Origin of the sequence: Buchnera aphidicola (Drepanosiphum platanoidis), from assembly GCF_964020165.1 — a bacterium.
GTDB classification, from domain to species: Bacteria; Pseudomonadota; Gammaproteobacteria; order Enterobacterales; family Enterobacteriaceae; genus Buchnera_J; species Buchnera_J aphidicola_BL.
In genome coordinates this window covers 23,644-49,877 of the sequence record NZ_OZ026537.1, presented here as the reverse complement: position 1 = coordinate 49,877, position 26,234 = coordinate 23,644, and the positions used below count along the sequence as shown (strand labels likewise).

General features: G+C 17.8%; 20 protein-coding genes. 10 read left to right on the top strand and 10 right to left on the bottom strand.

What is annotated here, in order from left to right; genetic code table 11:
- The first annotated feature begins 170 nt into the window (after positions 1-170).
- Positions 171-683, top strand: coding sequence for a flavodoxin FldA (gene fldA, locus AACL42_RS00210; RefSeq protein ID WP_340147533.1), 513 nt, complete (start codon positions 171-173; stop codon positions 681-683).
- Positions 684-783: 100 nt separating this feature from the next.
- Here fldA and gap read toward each other — a convergent pair whose 3' ends face one another.
- Entirely contained in the window at positions 784-1,788 is a 1,005-nt protein-coding gene (gene gap / locus AACL42_RS00205; protein ID WP_340147532.1) for a type I glyceraldehyde-3-phosphate dehydrogenase, read from the bottom strand.
- Between the two features lie 348 nt (positions 1,789-2,136).
- Here gap and mfd point away from each other — a divergent pair, with 348 nt between their 5' ends.
- A complete protein-coding gene (gene mfd / locus AACL42_RS00200; protein ID WP_340147531.1) occupies positions 2,137-4,173 on the top strand; it encodes a transcription-repair coupling factor in 2,037 nt (678 codons plus the stop codon).
- 50 nt (positions 4,174-4,223) lie between these two features.
- Positions 4,224-5,228: a beta-propeller fold lactonase family protein gene (locus AACL42_RS00195; protein ID WP_340147530.1), complete on the top strand. Its 1,005-nt coding sequence runs from the start codon at positions 4,224-4,226 to the stop codon at positions 5,226-5,228.
- Between the two features lie 185 nt (positions 5,229-5,413).
- On the opposite strand, the gene glyA is transcribed toward AACL42_RS00195, so the two are convergent.
- Positions 5,414-6,667: a serine hydroxymethyltransferase gene (glyA, locus tag AACL42_RS00190; RefSeq protein ID WP_340147529.1), complete on the bottom strand. Its 1,254-nt coding sequence runs from the start codon at positions 6,665-6,667 to the stop codon at positions 5,414-5,416.
- 26 nt (positions 6,668-6,693) lie between these two features.
- Positions 6,694-7,965: a histidine--tRNA ligase gene (gene hisS, locus AACL42_RS00185; protein ID WP_340147528.1), complete on the bottom strand. Its 1,272-nt coding sequence runs from the start codon at positions 7,963-7,965 to the stop codon at positions 6,694-6,696.
- Between the two features lie 302 nt (positions 7,966-8,267).
- On the opposite strand from hisS, the gene AACL42_RS00180 reads away from it, so the two are divergent.
- Positions 8,268-9,044 (top strand): inositol monophosphatase family protein, encoded by a 777-nt coding sequence (locus AACL42_RS00180; protein WP_340147527.1) that lies wholly within the window; start codon positions 8,268-8,270, stop codon positions 9,042-9,044.
- 18 nt (positions 9,045-9,062) lie between these two features.
- Here the strand turns inward: AACL42_RS00180 and topA are convergent, their stop codons facing one another.
- Positions 9,063-11,624 carry a type I DNA topoisomerase gene (gene topA / locus AACL42_RS00175; protein ID WP_340147526.1) on the bottom strand — a complete coding sequence of 854 codons (2,562 nt, stop codon included), beginning with the start codon at positions 11,622-11,624 and terminating at the stop codon, positions 9,063-9,065.
- A 272-nt stretch (positions 11,625-11,896) separates the two neighbouring features.
- Between topA and trpD the strand changes: the two genes are divergently transcribed.
- The 6 genes from trpD (at position 11,897) to sppA (ending at position 19,127) form a co-directional block, all read left to right on the top strand.
- The gene (gene trpD / locus AACL42_RS00170) at positions 11,897-12,889 is read left to right on the top strand and encodes an anthranilate phosphoribosyltransferase (protein ID WP_340147525.1); all 993 of its coding nucleotides are present in this window, start codon (positions 11,897-11,899) and stop codon (positions 12,887-12,889) included.
- Positions 12,890-12,909: 20 nt separating this feature from the next.
- The gene (trpCF, locus tag AACL42_RS00165; protein WP_340147524.1) at positions 12,910-14,274 is read left to right on the top strand and encodes a bifunctional indole-3-glycerol-phosphate synthase TrpC/phosphoribosylanthranilate isomerase TrpF; all 1,365 of its coding nucleotides are present in this window, start codon (positions 12,910-12,912) and stop codon (positions 14,272-14,274) included.
- Between the two features lie 38 nt (positions 14,275-14,312).
- Positions 14,313-15,527 carry a tryptophan synthase subunit beta gene (gene trpB / locus AACL42_RS00160; protein WP_340147523.1) on the top strand — a complete coding sequence of 405 codons (1,215 nt, stop codon included), beginning with the start codon at positions 14,313-14,315 and terminating at the stop codon, positions 15,525-15,527.
- Positions 15,514-16,344 (top strand): tryptophan synthase subunit alpha, encoded by an 831-nt coding sequence (gene trpA / locus AACL42_RS00155; RefSeq protein WP_340147522.1) that lies wholly within the window; start codon positions 15,514-15,516, stop codon positions 16,342-16,344. The genes trpB and trpA overlap by 14 nt, the downstream gene beginning before the upstream one ends.
- A 389-nt stretch (positions 16,345-16,733) precedes the next feature.
- Positions 16,734-17,087 carry a hotdog domain-containing protein gene (locus AACL42_RS00150; RefSeq protein ID WP_425333444.1) on the top strand — a complete coding sequence of 118 codons (354 nt, stop codon included), beginning with the start codon at positions 16,734-16,736 and terminating at the stop codon, positions 17,085-17,087.
- A gap of 177 nt (positions 17,088-17,264) precedes the next feature.
- Positions 17,265-19,127, top strand: coding sequence for a signal peptide peptidase SppA (sppA, locus tag AACL42_RS00145; protein WP_340147520.1), 1,863 nt, complete (start codon positions 17,265-17,267; stop codon positions 19,125-19,127).
- A 112-nt stretch (positions 19,128-19,239) separates the two neighbouring features.
- Here the strand turns inward: sppA and pyrF are convergent, their stop codons facing one another.
- The 6 genes from pyrF to AACL42_RS00115 all read right to left on the bottom strand — a co-directional run bounded on the left by pyrF (position 19,240) and on the right by AACL42_RS00115 (position 25,369).
- Positions 19,240-19,959, bottom strand: a complete 720-nt coding sequence (gene pyrF / locus AACL42_RS00140; protein WP_340147519.1) for an orotidine-5'-phosphate decarboxylase — start codon at positions 19,957-19,959, stop codon at positions 19,240-19,242.
- A gap of 106 nt (positions 19,960-20,065) precedes the next feature.
- Entirely contained in the window at positions 20,066-20,935 is an 870-nt protein-coding gene (lipA, locus tag AACL42_RS00135; RefSeq protein WP_340147518.1) for a lipoyl synthase, read from the bottom strand.
- 144 nt (positions 20,936-21,079) lie between these two features.
- Entirely contained in the window at positions 21,080-21,721 is a 642-nt protein-coding gene (gene lipB / locus AACL42_RS00130) for a lipoyl(octanoyl) transferase LipB (protein WP_340147517.1), read from the bottom strand.
- Positions 21,722-21,761: 40 nt separating this feature from the next.
- The gene (locus tag AACL42_RS00125; RefSeq protein WP_340147516.1) at positions 21,762-22,376 is read right to left on the bottom strand and encodes a YchE family NAAT transporter; all 615 of its coding nucleotides are present in this window, start codon (positions 22,374-22,376) and stop codon (positions 21,762-21,764) included.
- 131 nt (positions 22,377-22,507) lie between these two features.
- Positions 22,508-24,460 carry an exoribonuclease II gene (locus tag AACL42_RS00120; RefSeq protein WP_340147515.1) on the bottom strand — a complete coding sequence of 651 codons (1,953 nt, stop codon included), beginning with the start codon at positions 24,458-24,460 and terminating at the stop codon, positions 22,508-22,510.
- Between the two features lie 141 nt (positions 24,461-24,601).
- A complete protein-coding gene (locus AACL42_RS00115) occupies positions 24,602-25,369 on the bottom strand; it encodes an enoyl-ACP reductase FabI (RefSeq protein WP_340147514.1) in 768 nt (255 codons plus the stop codon).
- Positions 25,370-26,234: the final 865 nt, after the last annotated feature.

Genomic DNA, 26,234 nt, shown 5'->3' with positions numbered 1-26,234 from the left:
CCTAAAAAATATATATAAAATTTTATTTTTTTAATATTGAAAAATAAAAATTTTAAAAAATTTTTTAATATTTTGTATATTTAAAATATTAAAAAAAAATTTTAATATTTTTTATAAAATATTTTTATAAAAAAATTACTATCACAAAATTAAATTGTTTTAAAAAAATTATGAAAAAAATTGGTATTTTTTACGGAAGTGACACAGGAAACACTGAAAAAGCCGCAAAAATAATTCAAAATTATTTAGGAAAAGAAAATTCTAATGTTCATGATATTAATTCATCTGAAACAAAAGATATTTTAAAATATAAAAATTTAATTTTAGGAATCCCTACATGGTATTATGGAGAATTACAATGTGATTGGGACGATTTTTATTTAAATTTTAAAAAAATAAATTTTTCAAATAAAATTGTTGCTATTTATGGATTTGGAGATCAAGAAGACTATGGTGAATATTTTTGTGATGCAATGAAAAAAATTTATAATATAGTTTGTAAAAATAATGGATTATGTGTTGGAAAATGGTCAGTTAAAGGATATTCTTTTACAGAATCTAAAGCATTATTAAATAAGAATTATTTTATAGGTTTAACACTTGATGAAGATAGACAACCTAAAAAAACTAAACAAAGAATAAAAAAATGGTTGAATCAAATTTGCCCTTATTTTTTAAAATAATTTAAAATTTTTTATAAATTAATTTTTTAAAAATATTTAAAATATATAAATAAATTAGGTATATAATTTTTATATACCTATTTTATATTTTGTAAAATTTTTAATTTTTTATAGAAGAAATTAAAGTTACTAAATCTAAAACTTTGCTAGAATATCCAGTTTCATTATCATACCATGAAATTAATTTAACAAAATTTTTATTTAAACATAAACCTGCTTTTGCATCAAAAATTGAAGTGTTTTTATTATTATTAAAATCTGAAGATACAACATTATCAGAACAATATTGAACTATTCCTTTCATTTTTTTTTTTGAATATTTTTTTATTACTGAACATATATTTTTATAATCAGAAGATCTTTTATATCTACAAGTTAAATCTACTACAGAAACATTAGGAGTTGGAATTCTAAACGCAATTCCTGTTAGTTTTCCTTCTAATTCTGGTAATACTTTTCCAACAGCTTTTGCAGCTCCAGTAGAAGAAGGTATAATATTTTGGTATGAACCTCTTCCTCCTCTCCAATCTTTATGAGATACTCCATCTACAGTTTTTTGAGTAGCTGTTACAGAATGAACAGTAGTCATCAATCCTTCTATAATTTCAAATTCTTTATGAATAATTTTTGCTAAAGGAGCTAAACAATTTGTAGTACATGATGCATTAGAAACAATTTTTTCATTTTTATAATTTGAAAAATTTACTCCATTTACAAACATAGGAACATCATCTTGAGATGGACCAGTTAGTACTACTTTTTTTGCTCCAGAAAAAATATGTTGAGAAGCGCTTTTTTTGGTTAAAAATAATCCTGTAGACTCAACAACTACATCAACATTTAATTTCCCCCAAATTAATTTTTTTGGGTCTCTTTCTGAAGTAATTAAAATTTTTTTATTATTCACAATTAAATAATTTTTTTTTATATCAATAGTTCCTTTAAATATTCCATGTGTAGAATCATATTTCAACATATATGCAACATATTTAATATCTAATAAATCATTTATTGCTACAATTTCAATGTTAGATCGTTCTTGAGCTAATCTAAAAACTACTCTTCCAATTCTTCCAAATCCATTAATTCCTACTCTTATTTTCATATTATTTCCTAATTTAAAAAAAATTTATAATTTTAAAAGTAAAAGTTAATTTTAATTTTTAAAAGTTAGTATACACTTTATCTAAACAAATTAAAAACTATCTTATTAATAATTTTTAAATTTTTATATATTAATAAATTTTTAATAAAAATATTATTTAAAATTAAAAATAAAAAAAATAATTTACTGTTTTTTTTATTTCATTAAATATAAAAATTTATAAAATTTATTTTAAAAAGATTTTTAATATTTTTGTTTTTTTTTACAAAAAGTTAAACTATTAATAAATTATTTTTTTATAAAAAAAATTTTTGATATTAAAATATAAAAAATATTATAGAAAAAAAAATGAAAAAAAATATTGAAAAAATTTATATTGATCAGCCAATAATACACGTTAAATACGGAATTGGAATTTACAAAGGTTTAATTAATTTAAAAATATCTGGGATTATATCTGAATATTTAATAATTTTATATGAAAATAATGATAAATTATACGTTCCAATTTCTTCTATACATTTAATTCAAAATTATATTTGTAAAAATATTAAAAACATCTCATTAAACAAATTAGGAAATAAAAAATGGAATAAAACAACTAAAAATCTTACAAAACAAATTTATGATACTGCTGCTCTTATTTTAAAAACACAAGCAGTTAGATCCTCTAAAAAAGGATTTTCTTTCATAATTAATAAAAATTTATATAAGAAATTTTGTTTAAACTTTCCATTTAAATTTACTTTAGATCAAAAAAAATCTATAAAATCAATTTTTCAAGATATGCAAAGAAATATTCCTATGGATCGTTTAATATGTGGAGATGTTGGATTCGGAAAAACAGAAGTAGCTATGCATGCTGCTTTTTTAGCTAGTTCTAATAATAAACAAGTAGTAATTTTAGTTCCTACAACTTTACTTGCTGAACAGCATTATAAAAATTTTTTAAATAGATTCAAACAATTTTCTATAAAAATAGATATGATTTCTAGTTTTAGAAATCAAAATAAACGTTTAAAAATTTTTAAAAATATTAAAAATGGAAAAATAAAAATTTTAATTGGAACTCATGCTTTATTATATAATAATTTTAAATGGAAAAACTTAGGCTTATTAATAGTAGATGAGGAACATAGATTTGGAGTTTATCATAAGGAAAAGATTAAATCATATTTTAAAAATATTGATGTATTAACTTTAACTGCAACTCCAATACCAAGAACATTAAATATGGCTTTATTAGGCATTCGAGATTTATCAATTATTTCTACGCCTCCTCGTAAAAAAATTTCTATTAAAACATTTATTAAAAAATATAATAATAAAACTGTTAGAAATGCTATTTTAAAAGAAATTAATAGAAATGGTCAAGTTTTTTATATATACAATAAAATTGAAACAATAAAAAAAAAATTAAAGAAATTAATTCACTTAGTTCCTGAAGCAAATTTTTATATAGCTCATGGAAAAATGAAAAAAAAAAAATTAAAAAAAATTATTAAAAATTTTTATAATTATAAATTTAATGTTTTATTATGTACAACAATTATTGAAACTGGAATAGATATTCCAAGAGCAAATACGATTCTTATAGAAAATGCTGATTTTTTTGGTTTATCTCAATTACACCAATTAAGAGGTAGAGTTGGAAGATCTTCTAAACAAGCATATGCATGGTTTTTATTATCTAAAAAAGATAGAATTACGAAATATGCAAAAAAAAGATTAAATGTTATTTCTTTAAAAAAAAATTTTGATTCAGGACTTTCTTTGGCAAAAAAAGATTTAGAAGTTCGAGGAATGGGAGATATTTTAGGAAATAATCAAAGTGGTTATTTAAAAAATATTAGTTTCAATTTTTACCAAAAGTTATTAAATAAAGCTATTATAAATTTAAAAAAAAGAAAAAAATTAAGTTTTAAAAATCTTATTTTAAAAAAACCTTCTATAAAATTGAAAATATCTGCATTAATCCCAGCAAATTATATAAATGATGTAAACATTAGATTATTTTTTTATCAAAAAATTAATGAAATATCTACGTTAAAAAAAATAAAAAAAATAAAAAAAACATTATTTAATAAATTCGGGAAATTGCCAAAATTTACTAAAAATTTAATTCTTATAGAAGAAATTAAAATAAAATGCAAAAAAATTGGAATACAATCTATTAAATTAAACAAAAAAAATGGACAAATAAAATTTTTAACATTTAAAAAAATAAATTTAGAAAAATTTTTTTTAATCATTACAAAAAAATTTGATTTTTGGAAATTAAAAAAAAATAAAATTTTAATTTTTCAAAAAAAAAATTTTAATAACTTAAATAAAGCTAAATGGATCTTAAAAATAGTTTCACAAATTTATAAAAAAACTTATTAATAATTAGAAATTATTAATTATTATAATTTACTTTAAGAGATTTTAATTTTATGACATATAATATATATATTTCTTTTCCTAAAGAAAACAAAATAAAAAATTTTATTTTAACAAAAAAAAATAATTTTTTTTTACAACAATCTTTAAAAATTTCAGGATCTATACAACCTTTATTAATTTGTAAAAAAAATAAACTTTTATATACTGGAATACGACCATTTTCTAAAATTTTAACTTGTAAAATACTTTCATCTGGAAGATTAAAAATAATTAAAGAATTGTCAATTTTAGGAAATTCTAATCATTTATCAATAAATTTAAAAAAAAAACTTTTGTTTTCTAGTTCTTATAGTGGTAATTGTTTAAGTGTAATAACTTTAAATAAATTAGGAATTCCACAAGAAAATATTCAAACTTATTTTAATATTAATGGTTGTCATTATTCTACTTCATGCTCGAATAATAAACTTTTAATTTCTTCAGCTCTATTATCAGATGAAATTTATTTTTTTAATATAAAAAAAAAAACAATTTATAAAAATAAAAATATAAAAAAAATTGTTTGTAATAAAAAAAGCGGACCTAGACATATGAGTATTTATGAAAATAAAAAATATAAATTTTTATATGTATTAAATGAAATTAATGGAACTATTGATGTATGGAATTTTAAACACTTTTATACAAAAAAAAAAATGTTTCATATTCAAAATATTAAAATTACAAATATTAAAAAAAAAAATTTTTGGTCTTCTGATATTCATATTACTCCTTGTAATAATTATTTATATGCTACTGATCGATCTTCACATACTATTACATTGTTTAAAATTAATAAAAAAAAAGGTTATTTAAAAATTTTAAAAATATATAACACTGAAACTCAACCAAGAAGTTTTTGCATTGATGAAGATGGAAAATTATTAATAATTGTTGGAGAAAAATCAAAATATATTTCTATATATAAAATTTCTAAAAAAACAGGATTTTTAAATATAATAAATAGATTCTTGATTGGAAAAAATGCATTATGGGTTACGATAAATAAAAAATAATATAAAAATTAATTTTTCATAATTTTTGAAAATTTTTTTTGTTTTAAAATCAAAAAATTTATTTTTTTTAGTTTTGTTAAACCTAAAATTTTTAATTAATAAGATATTAGTTTAGGTTTAACGAAACTATTATATTTTTCAATTAAATGTAATAAATATATAATTTTAAAATATTTTTTCCATATTTATTTTTTTATAGGAAAATGATTACATAAATTAAATACTTTTCTTTTTATTTTTAAATAATTTACATTCTTTTTATCATTGTTTAATAAATAAACTATCCAAGAACATATTTTTTTCACTTCTAATTTTTTAAAACCTCTTTTAGTAATTGCTGCTGTTCCAATTCTAATTCCTGATGTAATGGAAGGATTTTGTAAATCATTAGGAACAGAATTTTTATTTACAATAATATTTGATTTTTCTAATAATTTTTCTGCTTCTTTTCCATTAATATTTTTTTTAGATAAATCTATTAAAAATAAATGATTTTTAGTTTCATTCGATACAATCGTAAATCCATTTTTTATAAAATATTTGCACATAGTTTTAGAATTTTTTAAAACTTGAATTTGATAATTAACAAATTTTATATTATTTGCGTTTTTAAATGCAATAGCTTTAGCTGCAATTATATGTACTAAAGGTCCTCCTTGTGTTCCAGGAAAAACAGATTTATCTAATTTAGAGTATAAAACTTTATTTTTTTCATTTGATAAAATCATACCTCCTCGAGGACCAGCCAAAGTCTTATGAGTAGTGCTTGTAACTACATGTGCATATTTAAGAGGATTTGAATGTAAACCTGCAGCTACTAATCCTGATATATGAGACATATCTACTATTAAATAAGCATTAATTTTATCTGCAATTTTTCTAAAATATTTCCAATTACATAATCCAGAATATGAAGAAAAACCCCCTATTATAATTTTTGGTTTATGTTTTTTTGCTAAAAAATTTATAAAATTATAATCAATTTTTCCATTTTTATCTAATTCATAAAAAATAGGATTATATATTTTTCCTGAAAAATTTACTGATGATCCATGTGTTAAATGACCTCCATGAGACAATTTCATTCCTAAAATTTTATCTCCAGGACTTAACAAAGCTTGATATACAGAAAAGTTAGCCTGTGATCCAGAATGTGGTTGAACGTTTGCATAATCTGCTTTAAATAATTTTTTAGCTCTTTTAATTGCTAAATTTTCTATTTTATCTATATATTTACAACCAGCATAATATCTATTATTAGGATATCCTTCCGCATATTTATTAGTTAAGCAAGATCCTTGAGCTTTCATAATTTCTAGACTTGTATAATTTTCTGAAGCGATTAAATTTATACAACTATTTTGACGAATTTTTTCTTTTTTTATTAAGTTCCATAATTTATAATCTTTAAAAAAAAAATTTTTTTTTTTTTTTATCATATTTTATTAATCCACAGTAATCATATTTATTTAAAATAATTAAATATTTTTTTTATAATTTGTTTTTTTAGAATTATACTCTCTTTATTTTCATTATATTTTTTAAAAATTATAAAATTTTTATTTTTTTTAAACTTATTAATAATTACTATTTTAGCATTAAATTTTTTTGCTCGAATTAATTTTTTTTTGATATTTCCTACATGATAATCAAAAATAATTTTTAAATTTGGAAAATTATTTCTAATATTTTCTATAATTTTTATATTATCTAAATTTTTAGAATTTTTTTCTTGAATAAAGTATATATCTGTTTGATCATTTTTTAAAATAATTGATTTAGTGATATTAACTAAAGAAATTAATCTTTCCATGCCAATAGCAAATCCTAAAGCTGGAATATTACGTCCATATATTTTGTTTATTAAATAATCATATCTTCCTCCCCCACAAATTGTATTTTGACTTCCTAAAAAGTTTGATTTCCATTCAAAAACTAAATCATTATAATAATCTAACCCTCTTACAAGATTATGATTAATTTTATAATTAATAGACATATTTTTTATATTTTTACAAAATTTTAAAAAATTTTTTTTTTCTTTTTTTGTTATATAATCAATTAACTTAGGAGCATTTTTTAAAATTTTTTGAATATTTTTATTTTTACTATCTAATATTCGTAATGGATTTTTTTTACATGTAATAATTTCTTGATCAGTAAATAAATGTTTTTTAGAATTTAAAAATTTAATTAATTTTTTCTTATAAATATTTCTAGATTCTAATGATCCAATAGTATTAATTTCTAAATAAACAAATTTTATTAATTTAAGTTGTTTAAAACATCTTTTCATGATTAAAATTATTTCTAAATCAATTAAATTACTTTTTAAGCCAAAAACTTCTATTCCAAACTGATAAAATTGTCGAAAACGTTCTTTTTGAGGTCTTTCATATCGAAACATAGGCCCAAAATACCAAAATTTTTGCATTACTGTTTTTAGCAGATTATTTTGTAAAATAGCTCTACAACAAGAAGCTGTAGATTCTGGTCTTAAACTAATAGAATTTCCTTTTTTATCTAAAAAAGTATACATTTCTTTTTCTATAATATCTGTAGAATTTCCAATAGATTTTTGAAATAAATTAGTTTTTTCTAAAATTGGTAATCTAATTTCAGAATAACCATAATTATTAAAAATTTTTTTTAAAACATTTTCTATATAATTCCAAATGATAAGATCTTTTGGTAAAAGATCATGTATACCTCTAATAGATTGATTTTTTTTATTCAAAATAAATGATTCCTTATAAATAAAAAGATTAATATAATTTAAATAAAAATTTATAATAATTTTTATATAATTTAATATTACTTAAAAATAATAATTAAAATTTTTTAAAATAAACTTTTAAAATAAGTTTTATAAATATTTTATATTTTGTTATTATTATTATTTTAATTATTATATAATTTATTAGTTATTAATTAAAATTAATAAATAAAAATCATAAAAAATTTAAAATTTAAATAATAAAATATTTTAATTTATTTCATATGTTTATTTAAAAAATTAAAAGAATAGGAAAAATTATTATGAATCCAATGTTAAATATTGCAATAAAAGCTGTAAGAATAGGAGGAGATAATATGGCTCAATTATATGATAGAAACATTAAAAATATTAATAAAAAAGAAATTTTTTTAAAAATAATAGAACAATCATATCAAATTATGTTTAATATAATAAAAAGATATTATCCTTTACATATCATATATAATTATAATAATTATATAAATTATAAAAACATTTTTTTTAAAAAAAAAATAAATTTTCCTATTTGGATTTTAAAAACTATTAGTGGAGAAGAAAACTTTAAAAAACAAATTCCATATTTTTGTGTTTCTATCTCTATATTAATAAAAAAAAAAAATAGTTTATCTATAATATATGATCCATTAAGAAATGAATTATTTACAGCTATAAAAGGAAAAGGAGCTCAATCTAATGGATATAGAATAAAAAAAGAAAATAAAATTCATTTAAAAAATTGTATATGCTCTTTAAAAAATAAAAACATAGACAAAAATAATTCCTATAAATATTTTAAAATTATTAAAATGTTGAATGAAAAAAAAATTAAAATAAGAAATTTAGGATCTACATCTTTGGATTTAGCTTATTTATCAGATGGAAGAATAGATTATATATTAGATTTTAATTTTAAACCTCATAAATTTATTGTAGGAAAGTTAAACGTTATAGAGTCTGGAGGAATAATTAGTGATTTTAAAGGAGGCTGTAATTATATAAATTCTTTAGCTATTATTTCTAGAAATATAAAATTATTAAAATTTTTTTTAAAAAAATAACTTAAATTTTAATATATATTATTTCCATTTTCCATCTATAAAAAATAAATTTAAATTAGTTTTTTTATTTTTTTTATTTATAGAAGTTACAAATTGTTGTTTTGTTTTTTTATCAAATTTTAAAATTGTTTTGTTTCCTTTATTATCCTTAATAGGAGCTGTACTTAAATATTTTATTCTTTTAGGTAACAATTTTTTAAATTTTAATAATTCTTCGATAAATGGAGCTCTTGTTTCTCTAGACTTAGGGAAAGTATAAGCTGCAAAAAAAAGACCTGAAATTCCTTCTCTTAATACAAAAAAAGTGTTAGAATTTTTACATAATATTTCAGGAAATAAAATAGGAGTTATTTTAGGAGAATCAATTTTTCCATCTTTTAAAATTTTTCTTATATTTTTACATTTTTTATTCTTACATATAAAAAATTTTCCAAATTTTCCTCCTTTAAAAATCATATTTTTTTTACATTTAAAACATTTTATAAGTTTATAAAAAATTTTGGAAAATTTTTTAGAAACTTTTTTAATTTTAAAATAATTACAAAAAGGATAATTATAACAAATTTTAATAATTTTATTTTTGTTAATTATATAATTATCTAAAATAAAATTACATTTTTTACAATATTTTTTTTTTATAAAAATTTTTTTTTCTTTATCCGAAAATTTTTTAAATCTTAAAAATTCTATTTCAGAAATTAAATTTTTTGTATATTTGCAACGATTTTTATTCAAAGAAGAATATCCAGAACAACCTAAAAAAACCCCAGTAACTCCAATTTTTAAAACCATTCTTTTTGAACATACTTTACATTTTATAGAAGTAAAATTTAATAATTTTTTTTTTGAGTTATTTTCATGTTTTTTTTCTACAATTTTTAAAGATTTTAAAAAATTTTTATAAAATTTATCTAAAACAATTTTCCAAAAAATTTTATTATTAGAAATTTTATCTAATTTTTTTTCCATTTTTGCTGTAAATTTATAATCAATTAAATAAAAAAAATATTTTTTTAAAAATCTAACAATTATTTCTCCAATTTTTTGAGCATAAAATTTTTTTTTAAACAATTCTACATAACCTCGATAATTTAAATTATTTATAATTGTAGAATATGTTGATGGTCTTCCTATTTTTAAACTTTCTAATTTTTTTACTAAAGATCCTTCATTAAATCTGGACATTGGGCGAGTAAAAAATTTTTTTATTTTTATTTTTTTTAAAGATAAAATATCTCCAACTTTAATTTTATTATAAAATACTTTTTTTTTTTTTTCTAATTTATTAATTTTTTGCCAACCTTTAAATAATAAAATTTTTTTATTTTTAAATAATTTTAAAAAATTTGATTTTACATAAAAATCATAAGAATAATAAATTGAATCACTCATTTGAGACATTAAAAATCTATTTTTAATTAATAAATATAATTTTTTTCCATCTTTATTTATTCCTTTTAATAAATTAATTTTTTGATTAATTTTTGAGGGTCTAATAGCTTCATGTGCTTCTTCTGTTAATTTTTTTTTTAAAAAATATTTTTTTTTTTTACAAACATATTTTTTACCATACTTTTCAACAATATATTTTTTTGCTAATTTTATAGAATTTTTACTTAAATGAGTTGAATCTGTTCTCATATAAGTAATGTATCCTAATTCATATAATTTTTGAGCTAGTAACATAGTTTTTTTTATATTAAAATTTAATTTTTTTAATGAAAATCGTTGTAAAGTAGAAGTAATAAAAGGTTTTAAAGGTTTTTTAAAAATAATTTTTTTATCTATTTTTGAAATATAATAAACATTTTTAAAATTTTTTTTTTTAAAAATTTTTATTTGTTTTTTACTTTTAAAAATTACAGTTTTTAAATTATCTTTAATAATATTAAAAGAAATAAAAAAATTTTTTTTAAATAAACAAAAATAAACTTTCCAGTATTTTTTTAAAATAAATTGTTTAATTTTTAATTCTCTTTCAGTTATTAATCTTAAAGCTGCTGATTGCACTCTTCCAGCAGACAATCCTCTAGAAATTTTTTTCCATAATAAGGGAGAAACCATATATCCAACAATTCTATCCATAAATCTTCTTGTTTTTTGAGCATGAACTTTATTAATATCTATAGTTTTTTCTTTTTTAAATGAAGATAAAATAGCATTTTTAGTAATTTCATTAAATTTTACTCTAATAAATTTTGCATTTTTATTTTTAATTACTTCTTTTAAATGCCAAGCAATAGATTCGCCCTCTCGATCTAAATCTGTTGCTAAATATATATATTTAAAATCTTTTGACATTTTTTTTAAATTTTTTACTAATTTTTCTTTACCAGGTAAAATGTTATATTTAAAATTCCAATTATTATTTGGGTCAATTCCTAATTTATTAAAAAGTATACTATTTTTTTTTTTATTAGGATTATTAAATTTTTTTTTTTTTTTCAAAATTTTTTTAGAAGTTTTAGAAGGTAAATCTCTTATATGTCCATAACTAGATTTTACAATGTAATTTTTACCCAAATAATTTCCAATTGTTTTTGCTTTAGTCGGAGATTCTACAATAACTAATTTTTTCATAAATAAATTGTCCTAAAAAATTATTTTTTTATAAAATTTTTTATATATTAATCTTTTATAATGCATAAAATATATTTTTTCAATAACAATAAAAATTTTTATTAAAAAATTTTTTTAATTTTTAAATTTTAAGTTTGTATATTTATAATATTTTTATATAAATTATTAATTAATATAACAAATAAAAATTTTTTAATAATTATATAATATGAAAGTACTAAAATAATGTTAAAATATAAAAAAATTATAATAATTAAAATAAAAAAATAATTATGAAAAAAATATTAGAAAAACTTTATAATAAAAAAAAATTAACTAAAAAAGAATCTTATAATTTAACATTATCAATAATTAAAAAAAAATTTAATAATATTCAAATAACTAGTATTATTACAGCCTTAAAAGTGAGAGGAGAAAAATATCATGAATTATATGGAATTGTAAAAGCGTGTTTAAAAAAACAAAAAAAATTTCCTACACCAAAATGTGTATTTGGAGATATTGTTGGAACTGGTGGAGATAAAAATAATATAAATATTTCTACTGCAAGTGCAATTGTATCTGCATCTATGGGTTTTAAAGTTATTAAACATTGTAATAAAAGTTCTTCTGGGTTAAAAACAGGATCAGCAAATATTTTAAAAAAATTTAATTTTAAATCTACTTTAAATACTTTAAAATCTAAAAAATTTTTTGATAAATTTAATATTTGTTTTTTATATGCTCCAAAATATAATCCTATTTTTAAAAATGTAAAAAAAATAAGAAAATGTTTAAACACTAAAACTTTTCTTAATATTATTGGTCCTCTTTTAAATCCTTCTAAACCCAAATTTGCTGTAATAGGGACATATAATAAAAAAATAATGTATATAATTGCAAAAATTTTAAAAAAATTAAAATTTAAAAGAGCATTTATTATAAATAGTAATAATACAGATAAAATTAATTTATATTATTTAAATAATATTATCGAATTAAAAAATAAAAAAATTAAAAGTTATACACTATCTTCTCAAGATTTTGGCATTAAAAAACATGAAAAACCAATGATTAATAATAATATTTTGCAAAATAATTTTAAAATTATAAAAAACGTTTTTTTAGGAAGGGGTCCTTTAATATATAAAGAAATTATTGCAGTAAATACGGCAATTTTTTTAAAACTTTTTGGGTTAGAAAACTTAAAAAAAAATACAAAAAAAATATTACATCATATTAATAATAAAAAAGTTTATCATTTTATTAATAAAATAAAATTTTAATTATGAACTAAGAAAAAAAAATGAAACAAAATATTTTAAAAAAAATTATTAAAGAAAAAATAAAATGGATTTCTTATAGAAAAAAAATACAACCTTTAAAAAAAATAGCATCGATAATTAATATTAAAACAAGAGATTTATATAAATCAATTACTAAAAAAAAACCATCATTTATATTAGAATGTAAAAAATCTTCACCTTCATTCGGAATTATTAAAAAAAAATTTAATATTTTAAAAATTGCACAAATATATAAAAAGTATGCTTCAGCAATTTCTGTAGTTACAGAAGAAAAATATTTCAATGGAAATATAGAAAATATACCAAAAATAAAAAAAATTGTTCATCAACCAATTTTATGTAAAGATTTTATTATTGATCCTTATCAAATTTATTTAGCAAAATACTATCAAGCAGATGCTATATTATTAATGTTATCAATTTTAAATGATAATCAATATTATGAATTATCTAAACTCGCTAAATATCTCAATTTGCAAATATTAACAGAAGTTCATAATTTAAATGAATTAGAAAGATTAAAAAAATTTTCTCCTAAAATTATAGGAATAAATAATAGAAATTTAAAAAATTTAAAAATAAATATTAAAAATACTATAAAATTAGCTCCTTTAATAAAAAAAAAAACATGTATTATTAGTGAATCTGGTATTACTACAAATTTTGAAGTAAAAAAATTAAATAATTTCGTCAATGGATTTTTAATTGGAACCCAATTGATGAAAAAAAAAAATTTAGATCTTGAAATTAGAAAAATTATATATGGAAAAAATAAGATTTGTGGATTGACTAGACATAAAGATGCTTATAATTCTTCTTTTTATGGTTCTGTATATGGAGGTTTAATTTTTTGTAAAAATTCTTTAAGAAAAATCAATATTAAAAAAGCAAAAACAATTATAAAAAATATAAATTTAAAATTTGTTGGAGTTTTTCAAAATAAAAATTTAAAATCTGTAACAAATATTGTTAATAAACTTAAATTAAACATAGTTCAACTACATGGAAATGAAAATAAAGAATACATTTCATCATTAAAAAACAATATTTCTAAAAAAATTAAAATTTGGAAATCAATAACATTGCAACAATTTTTATCTAATTTTTATAAAATAAAATATATAAATTATTATTTATTAGATAATAACCTACCAGGCTCTGGAATACAATTAAATTGGAAACCTCTTAAACATAAAAATTTAAATAAAATTATTTTAGCTGGAGGTTTAAATCAAAAAAATATAAAATTAGCAATGAAGTTAAATAGTTTAGGTTTAGATATTAATTCAGGAGTAGAAAAATATATAGGTATAAAAAGTAGAAAAAAAATAAAATTAATTTTTAAAAATTTGCGATATTATTAATTAAAAAAATACAATTTGTTTAAATATTAAATAAAAAAATGAAAAAAAAAATAAAAAAATGTAAAATTTCTTATTTTGGAAATTTTGGAGGAAGATATGTCCCAGAAATTTTAATTCCTCCCTTAAAAAATTTAGAAAAAAATTTTAATTATTATAAAAATAAAAAAAATTTTAAAAAAAAATTTTTAAATTTATTACAAAATTTTGCTGGAAGACCTACTCCATTAACTTTATGTAGAAATTTAACTTTAGGAACTAATACCAAAATATATTTAAAAAGAGAAGATTTATTACATGGAGGGGCTCATAAAACTAATCAAGTTTTAGGTCAAGCTCTTTTAGCCATAAAAATGAAAAAAAAAGAGATTATTGCAGAAACTGGAGCTGGACAACATGGAGTTGCCGCATCTTTAGCATCTGCATTACTAAACTTAAATTGTAGAATTTATATGGGTAAAAAAGATATAAAAAGGCAAATTTTAAATGTTCATAGAATGAAATTAATGGGAGCTAAAATTATACCAGTAAATACAGGATCTAAAACTTTAAAAGATGCTTGTAACGAAGCAATGAGAGATTGGTCGGAAACTTATGAAACTTCACATTATATGTTAGGAACTGCAGCAGGACCACATCCTTATCCTACTATGGTAAAAGAATTTCAAAAAATTATAGGAGAAGAAACTTTAAGCCAAATATTAAAACTAGAAAATTGTCTTCCTGATAAAATCATAGCATGTATTGGAGGGGGTTCTAATGCTATAGGAATATTTGAACCTTTTATTAAAAAAAAAAATGTAAAATTAATCGGAGTAGAAGCCGGAGGTAAAGGAATTTTCACTAAAGAACATAGTGCTTCTATTAATTGCGGGAAAATAGGAATATATTTCGGGATGAAATCATTAATTCTTCAAAATAAATATGGAAATATTAAGAATTCTTCTTCTATTTCAGCCGGATTAGATTTTCCATCAGTTGGTCCAGAACATGCTTGGTTAAATCAAATAAAAAGAGTAAAATATGTAACAATGTCTGATTTAAAAGCTGTTCAAGCATATAAAGAGCTTTCTCTAAAAGAAGGTATTATTCCTGCTTTAGAATCTGCCCATGCTATAGCATATGCTCTTGATCTTATAAAAAAAAATAAAAATAAAAAACAAATATTTATAATCAATCTTTCAGGAAGAGGAGATAAAGATCTTAACACAGTAATAAAATTTTTAAAAAAAAGAGAAAATAATGAATCGTTATAAAAAAATGTTTTTAAAGTTATCAAAAAAAAAAGAAAAATGTTTCATTCCTTTTATAATTTTAGGAGATCCTAATTTAAAAATTTCTATATTAATAATTAAAACTTTAATAAAAAATGGAGCTGATGCTTTAGAAATTGGATTTCCTTTTTCAGATCCATTATCTGATGGAATTATTATACAAAAATCTCATAAAAGAGCATTACGTAATAAAATTTCTATAAAAAAACTTTTTTTAAGTATAAAAAAAATTAGACTTAAATATTCAAAAATTCCTATTGGAGTGTTAATATATTCTAATTTAATTTTTAATTATGGAATTAAAAAATTTTATTCAAAATGTTCACAATCTGGAATAGATTCCACATTAATTCCAGATGTACCATTAGTAGAGTCTTATGAGTTTGAAAAATATGCTCTAAAAAAAAAAATTTGTTCTATTTTTATTTGTCCTCCAAATGCCTCAAAAAATTTAATTAAAAAAATTTGTCTTAAAAATCAAGGATATATTTATTTAACTTCTCAAGCAGGAGTAACTGGAATAAAAAAAAAATTATCTTTCACAAAAAATAAAAACATTAAAAATTTAATTAATCATTCACATCATCCTGTAGTTCAAGGATTTGGTATTGCAACAAAAAAACATATAAGAAAAATTTTAAAAACTAAAATATCTGGAGTAATATGTGGATCAGTTATTATAAAAAAAATTTTAAAATATAAAAAAAATACAAAAAAAATGTTAATAAAAATAAAAAAATTAATTTTAAAATTAAAATCTTCAACTATTTTAAATAATAAAAAAAAAAAAAGAATATAAAAAAATTTTTATAATTTTTTTTAATATTTAATTAATGTTTTTTAAAAAAAAATTAATTATTATTATAATTATTTGATATTTACTATATATTAATATCAATATTTTAATTATTAAAAATTATTTAACTTACATACAAAATACATATATATAATTGTGCATTATTAAAATCATATGATAATAATTATAAATATATAATAATTTTATTTTATAACTTATCAAAATTATGAAATATGTAAATAAAATAAAAATTTTTTAATTATAAAAATATAATAATTTTTAATAAAATGTATTATGAATATTAATAATGATAATATATATTTTTAATAGGTAATATATAATTGAACAATAAAAACATTTTTCAAGAAAAAATAGTTTTACAAACAATAGCTATGCCAAATAATATTAATGTAAATGGGCATATTTTTGGAGGATGGATTTTGTCACAAATGGATATAGGAGGGGCAATTTTAGCAAAAGAAATTACACAAAGTAAAGTTGTAACAGTACATATTGAGAAAGTTTCTTTTTTAAAATTTATTTATTCTGGAGATATTATAAAATGTTATGCTAAATGTTTAAAAACTGGAAATAGCTCTCTTAAAATTAGCATTAAAATATGGTCTAAAAAAATTAATGATAATAAAAATAAAAAATATTTGGCTGCAAAAGGTGTTTTTATCTATGTAGCAATTGATGATTTAGGTAATCCTAATCCAGTATTTTTAAAAAAAAATAAAATTTAATAAAAATAACATTTATTAAAAATTTATATAAATTTAATAACAATAATATTTATAAAAAATTTGTATAAATTTAATAGTTTATTATTTATTAAAATTTTTAATATATATTTAAAAATTTTTTTAAATATATAATTATTTTAAAAAATAGTAAAAATTTAATTTTTAAATGAGGATTTAATGAGGCTTTTATTAAAAATTATAAGTAGAGTTTGTATATATTTTTATAAAGGATTTTTTTTGTTTAAAAGTTTAGTTTTTAATTTTTTATTTATAATCACATGTATTATATGTTGTAATTTATTTTTAATAAGTAAAAAACCTAAACATCATTCTATACCATTTCATAAAAATTCTATTTTAGATATAAATTTTTCTGGAGCTTTAAATTCATCAATTACTTTTAATAATCAATTTAAAAAATTAAAAACTATAAATAATATTTTATCACAAGAAGATCATAATAATTCCATATTTATTATAACTAGAAAAATTTATCAAGCAATTTTAGATAAAAATATTAAAGCAATAATCTTACATCTAAGTAATTTCCAAGGAAGTAACCAACCTAATTTAGAATATATTGGAAAATATCTTCAAAGATTTAAAAATGTTGGAAAAAAAATTTACGCAATAAGCAAATCTTATACTCAAAGTCAATATTATTTAGCAAGTTTTGCGGATAAAATTTATTTATATTCTCATGGATCTGTAGATTTATATGGTTTATCTAGCACACAATTATATTTTAAAGATTTTTTAGAAAATTTAGATGTTAAAGTATATGTTTTTAGATGCGGAAAATATAAATCTGCAGTAGAGCCATATTTAAGAAATGAAATATCACCAGATGTTAAAAAAAGAGAACAAAAATGGTTAAATGATTTATGGTTTAATTATTTAAAACAAGTTTCTAAAAATAGACATGTTTCAATAAAAAGTATTAATCCTAGAGCAAAAGAAAAAATTAAAGAATTAAAAAGAATAAATGGTAATCAAAGTAAATATGCCTTAAACCATCATTTAGTTGATGTAGTTGCTTCTAAAGAAAATGTTTTACAAGATCTAAAAATCAGTTTAGATAATGTGTTTGGAATAAATAATTATTATATTAAAAGTTTTAAAAAATATGTATTAGAAGATAAATATATACATTTTGACCATTCAAAAAACAAAATTGCTATTATTACGAATAATGGAACTATTTCAAATTCTGAAGATCCGTTAAATTCAATTAATTCATATGATACTGTTATAAAAATTAAAAGAGCCAAAAATAATCCTGATGTTAAAGCTTTAATTTTATATACTAATAGTCCAGGTGGATCTTTAAACGATTCTACAAAAATTCAAGAAGCATTAGAATCTTTTAAAAAATCTGGAAGATATGTTGTTACTGTTATGGGAGGAGTAGCAGCTTCAGGAGGATATTGGATATCGGCCCCTAGTAATTATATTATTGCAAATAAAAATACTATAACAGGATCTATAGGTATTTTTAGTGTTATTAGTAGTACAGAAAATCTTTTAAATTCATTAGGAATTTATTATGACCAAGTAAAAACTAATGATATAGATTATTCATTATTTAAAAAAAACTTAACGCCTGAAATACAAGAATTATTACAAATATCTGTAAACAATGGATATTCAAGATTTTTAAATTTAGTAGCTCACTATAGAAAACAAACAACAAAACAAATAAATAAAATTGCTAGTGGACAAGTATGGACTGGAGAAGAAGCAAAAAAAAATGGATTAATAGATAAAATAGGAGATTTTGATGATGCTGTCAAAAAAGCTGCAGAATTATCTCATTTTAAAAATTATAATTTAGTATGGATTACTAATCAAGATGAAAGTTTAAAAGCACAATTAATTGGTTCTATTTCTAAAACATTAGAAGATGTTTTAGAAGAAAATATTATTAATGTTTATTGTCCAAATTATATAAAAAATTTTTTAAAAATTTTATCTAAAAGTAATTACAGTTCATTAATTACCAATGATCCAAAAGATTTATACATTCTTTTTTTAAAATAAAATTAAAAAATTTTAATAAAAATTTTAAATAAACAGTGTTTAAAAAAAATTTAAACACTGTTTATTTTAAAAAATTTTTTATTAATATAAATAAAAAAAGTAAATAATATATTTAAAAAATAAATTTTTCAATATTTCTCAAAGAATGAATAGGATTTTTTAAAGAGTTTATAACTCTACCTAACACAATATAATCAATTGAATATTTATAAATATCCTTCAAAAGAATAAAATTTTTTTGATCATTTTTAGAAGATTTATTTAAACGAATTCCTGGAGAAATAATTTTTAAATTTTTGCATACGTTTAATTTTACTAAATTAGAATATTGACCTGGACAAACTACACCATCTAATCCCGCTTCTTTAGAAATTTTAGAAAGCTTTATTATATATTCTGGAACTGATAAAAAAAAACCCATATTTTTTAAATTAACATTAGATAAACTACTTAAAATAGTTGCTGACACTAATAGTGGAGGTTTATGATTAAAATAAGAAATTGCTTTTTTAGCATATTTTAGCATTTCTATTCCTCCGCTAGCATGAACACTAATCATCCATAAATTTTTTATATTTTGAAATGATTTAATTGCTTTAAAAACAGTAGTAGGAATATCATGAAATTTTAAGTCTAAAAAAACTTTAAAGTTCATTTTAATAATTTTTTTTAAAAAATTTACTCCATATAATGAAAAAATTTCTTGACCTACTTTTAATATGTATTTAGAAGGATTTAAATAATTAATAAAATTTATTGCTTTTTTTTCATTAGAAAAATCTAAAGCAATAATTATTTTTTTTTTTTGATTTTTTTTTTTTAAAAATTTCATATTTTTCCTAATTTTTACATTTTATATTTATTACGATTAAATAAATAATTATTTTAATAAAAAAAAATAAAAAATTTTATTAATTAATCAAGATAAATTAAATCATTTATTGAATATCAGCATGATAAGAAGATCTTACTAAAGGGCCACAAAAAACATTTTTAAAGCCTATATCAAAAGATATTTTTTCTAATTCTGAAAATTCTTTTAAAGATGCATATTTTTGAACAGGAAAATGTTTTTTACTAGGTTGTAAATATTGACCTATTGTAATCATAGAAACACCATGATTTTTAAGATCTTTTAAAACTTGTATTACTTCTTTTAAAGTTTCTCCTAATCCCAACATTAAACCAGATTTTGTTGGAATGTTAGGATTTTGAACTTTAAATTTATATAATAAATTTAAAGAATTTTTATAATTAGATCCTGGTCTAACTTTTTTATATAATCTAGGAACATTTTCTATATTATGATTAAATATATCTGGAGGGTTTTTTTTTAAAATTTTTAAAACTAAATTATGTTTTTTTTTAAAATCAGGAACTAAAATTTCTACTTTAATATTTGGATTTTTTTTTTTTATAATTTTAATACAATTGGCAAAATGTTGTGCTCCTCCATCTTTTAAATCATCTCTATTTACTGAAGTAATCACTACATGATTAATTTTCATTAAATTTACTATTTTTAAAATTTTTTTTGGTTCTTCAGAGTCTACAATAGAAGAATGTGGTCTTCCATGAAGAACTGCGCAAAAATTACATTTTCTAGTGCATATATTTCCTAAAATCATAAAAGTTACTGTGCCATTAGAAAAACATTCTGATAAATTTGGACATTGAGCGGATTCACATACAGTATGTAAATTATTTTTTCTTAATTTATTTTTAATTTTTTGAATTTTATTAAAATTTTCAGGAAGTTTGATTCTAATCCATTTTGGTTTTTTTAAAAAAAATTTTTTTTTTGACATAATTATTTTATATATTATTAAAAAGTTTAAACAAAAATATTTTAAATTAATTTATAAATTTTAAAAATAATAAAAACTTAAAATTTAATTTTTATAATTTTTAATTTTAGAATTATAAGTTTATATTATAAATAAACAAATTTTTTATTTTATATAATTAAAAATTTTATAATTAAAAATTTTTAAAAAATTTAATAAAAAAACTCTTTTAAAATAATTTAATGTAATATTTGGAACAATATTAGATAAATTTTCCATAATTAAAAATTTATTTCCACAAGGTTTTATATATTTAAAATATTTTAAATCAGTAAAAATATTAATAGAAATACCATGCAAAGAATGACCTTTTTTAATTTTGAAACCCATAGAACAAACTTTTTTATTTTTTATATAAATCCCTGGATATTTTTTTAAATAATAAGATTTTATGGAAAAATGAGCTATACTATTTATAGTAGATTGTATAATTTTTTTCAAAAACTTTTTCACTGTAATTTTATTTTTTATTAAATTAATTAAAAAATAAATAGTTTGTTGACCCGGGCCATGAAATGTAATGTCTCCTCCTCTATCTGAAGAAACAACAGAAATATTTTTAATATTTTTATGTATTTTTTTATTAATTGAATTTTTTAAACCTTGTGTATAAATTGGATAATGTTCTACAAACCAAATTTCATCTAAATCATTTTTACATTTTTTATTAATAAAATTATGCATTAAATTAAAAGTCTTATTCCATTGTATGAGACTATAATTTCTAACAATTATTTTTTTTTTCATAATATTTAAAATTAACAAAGTAAAATAAAAAATTAATATTTTAATATATAAATACAGATTTTATTCCAGAAACAATAAATTCCATACCTAAAGACATTAATAATAAACCCATAATTTTTGAAATAATTCCCATACCTGTTTTTCCTAAAAAATTAATAAAAAAAGGAGATAATCTAAATAATATCCAACAAAATAAAGCAAAAGAAAAAATTACAATAATAGAAAAAAATAAATTCATAAAATTATCACATTGAGAACTCCATAATATAGTAGAACTAATTGCTCCAGGACCAGCAATTAAAGGAATAGCTAAGGGAATAATTCCAACATCTTTATTTAATATTTTTGTTTTTTTTTTTTTTTTTTTACAATTATTAATCATATTCAATGCAAAACTAGAAATTAATATTCCACCTGATATTTTAAAAGATTGAATTGAAATTGAAAATAAATTTAAAATAAAATTTCCTAAAATTAAAGAAGTACATAAAATTAAAGAAGCAGTAAAGTTTGAAACAAAATTTATTTTATTTATTTTTTTTTTCGATAAACTTTTTGTCATACTAATAAAAACTGGTATTAATCCTATAGGATTAATCAAAACAAACAAATTAAAAAAAAATTTAATGTAATACAATAAAAAAATACTTGTCATTTTGTAAATTTTTCCTTACTATAATAAAAAAAATTTATTATATTATAATTATAAACAATAAAAAATTTTTTATAATTTTAAAAAATTTAAAATTGTTTTAATATATTTTTTTAATATAAAATAAATTATATTTAATCAATTATTTTAGCAATTATTCTATGAGTATTTGATTCAATATGAAGAATGCAAACTTTTATAATATCAAAAATTTTAAATACAATCTTATTATTTTTAAAAACAATCTTTTTTTTTAAATCATATTTATATTTTGTTTTTAATATATATTTTTTTTTTCTCATATAAATCTTTGGAATAAATACTATAGCTCCATTTTCAATAATTTTTCCTTTTATGCCTAATTTATAAATATCAATTATTTCTATTAAAAAAAATTTTTTAAAATTTTTTTTATCTTTTAAAAAGATAGCATATAACCAATTTTCTACTTCTTTAAAAGCTAATTTATGCTTTCTTTTTTTTTCATTAATTTTAGACAATTTTTTATATTTATTTTCTACATAATTTTTTTTTAATATTATAGATTTTAAAAATCTATGATTAATGATATCTGTATATTTTCTTATAGGAGAAGTCCAAGTTGCGTAAACTTTTAAACCTAAAGCATAATGTGGTTTTGGGGAATAACTGAGTTCTCCTAAAGATTGAAATTTTTGAATTTTTTTAATTAAATTATAATTTTTTATTGATATTAAATAATTATATAAACGTTGATAACCACGTAAAGTAATTATCTGTTTATAAGAAATATTAATATTTTCTTGTAATAAAAAATGTGAAACTTTTTTTGCATTATTTATATCAAAACCAGAATGTGTATTATATATACCAAAATTTTTTTTTTTTGAAAAAATTTTAGCCGCACTTATATTAGCTGCAATCATAGATTCTTCAACAATTTTATGAGCAATTCTTCTGCTTTCTTGATATACATTTAAAATCTCTCCAGAGTCTGATATTTTAAATTTATAATCTTTATTTTCTGGAAAAATTAAGGTATGTTCTTTTCTCCAAGAATATCTTAAGTGAAAAAAATTATTTAATAAAATTAATTGATTTTCTATAATTTTACTATTTGGATTCCAAGATCCTTTATTTTCTAACCAATTAGAAACATTTTCATATGATAATTTTGCATGAGATTTAATCCAAGCTAAAAAAAAAGTAGAATTTTTTTTAATTGAACCATTTTTTAAGATAATCATTTTACACACTAATACTGGTCTTTTTTTAAAAGGTTTTAATGAACATAAATTCTCTGATAAAAATCTTGGCAACATAGGAACATTAAATCCAGGAAGATAATGAGTAAAAGATCTTTGTAAGGCAATTTTATCAATTTTATCTTTTTTATTAATAAAAGAAGTAGGATCTGCAATTGCTATTTTTAATAAAATTCTTTTTTTACTTAATTTTTTAATAAAAATAGCATCATCAATATCTTTTGTACTTTTATTATCAATTGTAATAAAAGGAACTTTAGTTAAATCAGATCGAATGTTTTTATATTTTATAACAAATTTTTTTTTAGAAATTATAGGCTCTGAACTATCTAAATTATATTTATTCAAAATTACTAACCAAGGAATAAAAATATTTTTTTTTTTAGAAATTAATTTGATAAGTTTAGCTTGAAATATATTTTCTTTATTTAATTTATGTTTTTCTAATTTTGCAATAAACCAATCTCCTGATTTTAAAAAAAAAAATTTGATATCTTTTTCAAATATTTCAATAAATTCATTAAAAAAAAAATTTTTTGGAACAATATAAAATATATTATTAATTTTTTTTATATATCCTACAAATTTTTTTAAAAAAGAATTAATTAATTTTTTAGGTATAGCTATTTTTTTATTATTTTTTATAATAATCTTTGCATAAATTTTATCTCCATGTAATACTTTTTTCATATATTTTTTGGAAATAAAATAATGCTTTTTAGATTTTATTGTTTCTAAAAATCCAAAACCTTGATAATTTTTTTTAACTATCCCTTTAATCAATTGATTTTTTTTTTGAAACTTTCTTTTTAACTTCATAAGAATTTTATTTTTAAAAAACATTTTTTAACCTAAAAGTTGATTAATTTATATAAAAAATTAATAAAATATTATTGTGTATACAAAAAAAAAAAAAAAAAAAAAAAAAAAAAAAAATTTAAAAAAATAATTTAAGTTTTAATAAAAAAAATAAAATATAAAATTTTAATTTATAACATTATTAAAACCTCCATCAACATAAATAATTTGCCCAGTTATTCCTCTAGATAAATAACTACTTAAAAATACAGCAACATCACCAATTTCAGACAAAGTAACGTTTTTTTTTAAAGAAGATTTATTTTTATACTTTAATAATAATTTATTAAAATTTTTAATTTTATAAGTAGAAGCAGTTTTAATTGGTCCTGGAGAAATTGCATTTACTCTAATTTTTGGACCTAATGCTAAAGATAAATATCTTACACTAGACTCTAAAGAAGCTTTTGCTAATCCCATAAAATTATAATTTTTTAAAATTCTTTTAGATCCTAAATATGAAATAGTTAATAATGTAGAATTTTTTTTTAAATGTTTATAAAAAACTTTAGCTATTAAAGAAAAACTATAAGAAGTAATTAAATGTGATTTAATAAAAGATTTTTTAACTATTCCATCTAAATAACTTCTGTTTAAAAATTTTAACTTTAAATATGCTACAGCATGAATAATTCCATTTATTTTAAAATTATATTTTTTTAATTTTTTAGGTAATTTTTTAATTTCTTTATCATTTTTAAAATTACATTTTAACAATATATCAGAATTAAAATTTTTAATAATTTTTAAAATTTTATTTTTTAATTTTTTATTTTTATATGTAAATGCTAATTTTGCTCCTTGTAAATACATTGATTTAGCAATACCATACGCTATTGAATATTTATTTAACAAGCCAATAATTAAAAATTTTTTTCCATTTAAAAACTTCATTTTTAAATACCTTAAAATTTAAAAATAAATTAACCAAAAATATTTATGTAATAAAATTTTATAAAAAATTCTAATTATGTTAGATAAATATATTATAAAAAATAATATTTTTATTTTTTATAAATAAAAATTTTAATATTATTATATGAATAATTATTATTTATAAAATTTTTTTAAAAAAATATTAATTAATAAAAAAAATAAAAAAATTTTAAAATTTTATATTATAAATTTTGATAATTTTATTATAAAAAAATTATTTAAATATATTTAAAATATAGATATTAAAAAAATAAATATTAAATTTTAAAAATTTTTTATATTACATTTAATTAAAATTTTATATTTTATTTAAAATATTTATACAAAATTATATAAAATAATATTTTTATTATATCTACTGAAATTTTGCTTAATAAGATTAACAAATTTATATATAAAAAAATATCAAATTATATAAATATAATATATTTTTATAAAAATTGAATTAAATCATAAATATTATGTAAACAATATTTATAAAATTTTAATAATTTTATTTAAATTAATTTAACTTTAAAATAAAAAAATAAAAAAAAATGTTTATTGTTATTTAATAAATTTTTAAAAATTTTTTTTGATTAAAAATAAAAAATTATAATAATTTAATTTAAAAATTTTTAATTTTATATTAATATTTTAATCTTATATTATATACTTATTTATTTATATTTGAAGATATAAACATTAAAATGAATAAACTCTTACTTTTTTAAAACTTTATTTTAATTAGAACTAAAGAAATTGTAGTTTTAAAAATTTTTAAATATAAAAATATATTAAAAATTTTAAAAAGAATAATTTTAAAAATTTTTTTTTAAAATAT

Excerpts from the sequence above, each read along its gene's own strand:
- AACL42_RS00120 (WP_340147515.1), bottom strand. The coding sequence starts at position 24,460 with ATGTTTTTTAAAAATAAAATTCTTATGAAGTTAAAAAGAAAGTTTCAA.
- mfd (WP_340147531.1), top strand. The coding sequence starts at position 2,137 with ATGAAAAAAAATATTGAAAAAATTTATATTGATCAGCCAATAATACAC.
- sppA (WP_340147520.1), top strand. The coding sequence starts at position 17,265 with ATGAGGCTTTTATTAAAAATTATAAGTAGAGTTTGTATATATTTTTAT.
- topA (WP_340147526.1), bottom strand. The coding sequence starts at position 11,624 with ATGAAAAAATTAGTTATTGTAGAATCTCCGACTAAAGCAAAAACAATT.
- trpA (WP_340147522.1), top strand. The coding sequence starts at position 15,514 with ATGAATCGTTATAAAAAAATGTTTTTAAAGTTATCAAAAAAAAAAGAA.
- trpB (WP_340147523.1), top strand. The coding sequence starts at position 14,313 with ATGAAAAAAAAAATAAAAAAATGTAAAATTTCTTATTTTGGAAATTTT.
- lipB (WP_340147517.1), bottom strand. The coding sequence starts at position 21,721 with ATGAAAAAAAAAATAATTGTTAGAAATTATAGTCTCATACAATGGAAT.
- trpCF (WP_340147524.1), top strand. The coding sequence starts at position 12,910 with ATGAAACAAAATATTTTAAAAAAAATTATTAAAGAAAAAATAAAATGG.
- glyA (WP_340147529.1), bottom strand. The coding sequence starts at position 6,667 with ATGATAAAAAAAAAAAAAAATTTTTTTTTTAAAGATTATAAATTATGG.
- AACL42_RS00150 (WP_425333444.1), top strand. The coding sequence starts at position 16,734 with ATGCCAAATAATATTAATGTAAATGGGCATATTTTTGGAGGATGGATT.
- AACL42_RS00125 (WP_340147516.1), bottom strand. The coding sequence starts at position 22,376 with ATGACAAGTATTTTTTTATTGTATTACATTAAATTTTTTTTTAATTTG.
- AACL42_RS00115 (WP_340147514.1), bottom strand. The coding sequence starts at position 25,369 with ATGAAGTTTTTAAATGGAAAAAAATTTTTAATTATTGGCTTGTTAAAT.
- lipA (WP_340147518.1), bottom strand. The coding sequence starts at position 20,935 with ATGTCAAAAAAAAAATTTTTTTTAAAAAAACCAAAATGGATTAGAATC.
- trpD (WP_340147525.1), top strand. The coding sequence starts at position 11,897 with ATGAAAAAAATATTAGAAAAACTTTATAATAAAAAAAAATTAACTAAA.
- AACL42_RS00180 (WP_340147527.1), top strand. The coding sequence starts at position 8,268 with ATGAATCCAATGTTAAATATTGCAATAAAAGCTGTAAGAATAGGAGGA.
- fldA (WP_340147533.1), top strand. The coding sequence starts at position 171 with ATGAAAAAAATTGGTATTTTTTACGGAAGTGACACAGGAAACACTGAA.
- gap (WP_340147532.1), bottom strand. The coding sequence starts at position 1,788 with ATGAAAATAAGAGTAGGAATTAATGGATTTGGAAGAATTGGAAGAGTA.
- pyrF (WP_340147519.1), bottom strand. The coding sequence starts at position 19,959 with ATGAAATTTTTAAAAAAAAAAAATCAAAAAAAAAAAATAATTATTGCT.
- AACL42_RS00195 (WP_340147530.1), top strand. The coding sequence starts at position 4,224 with ATGACATATAATATATATATTTCTTTTCCTAAAGAAAACAAAATAAAA.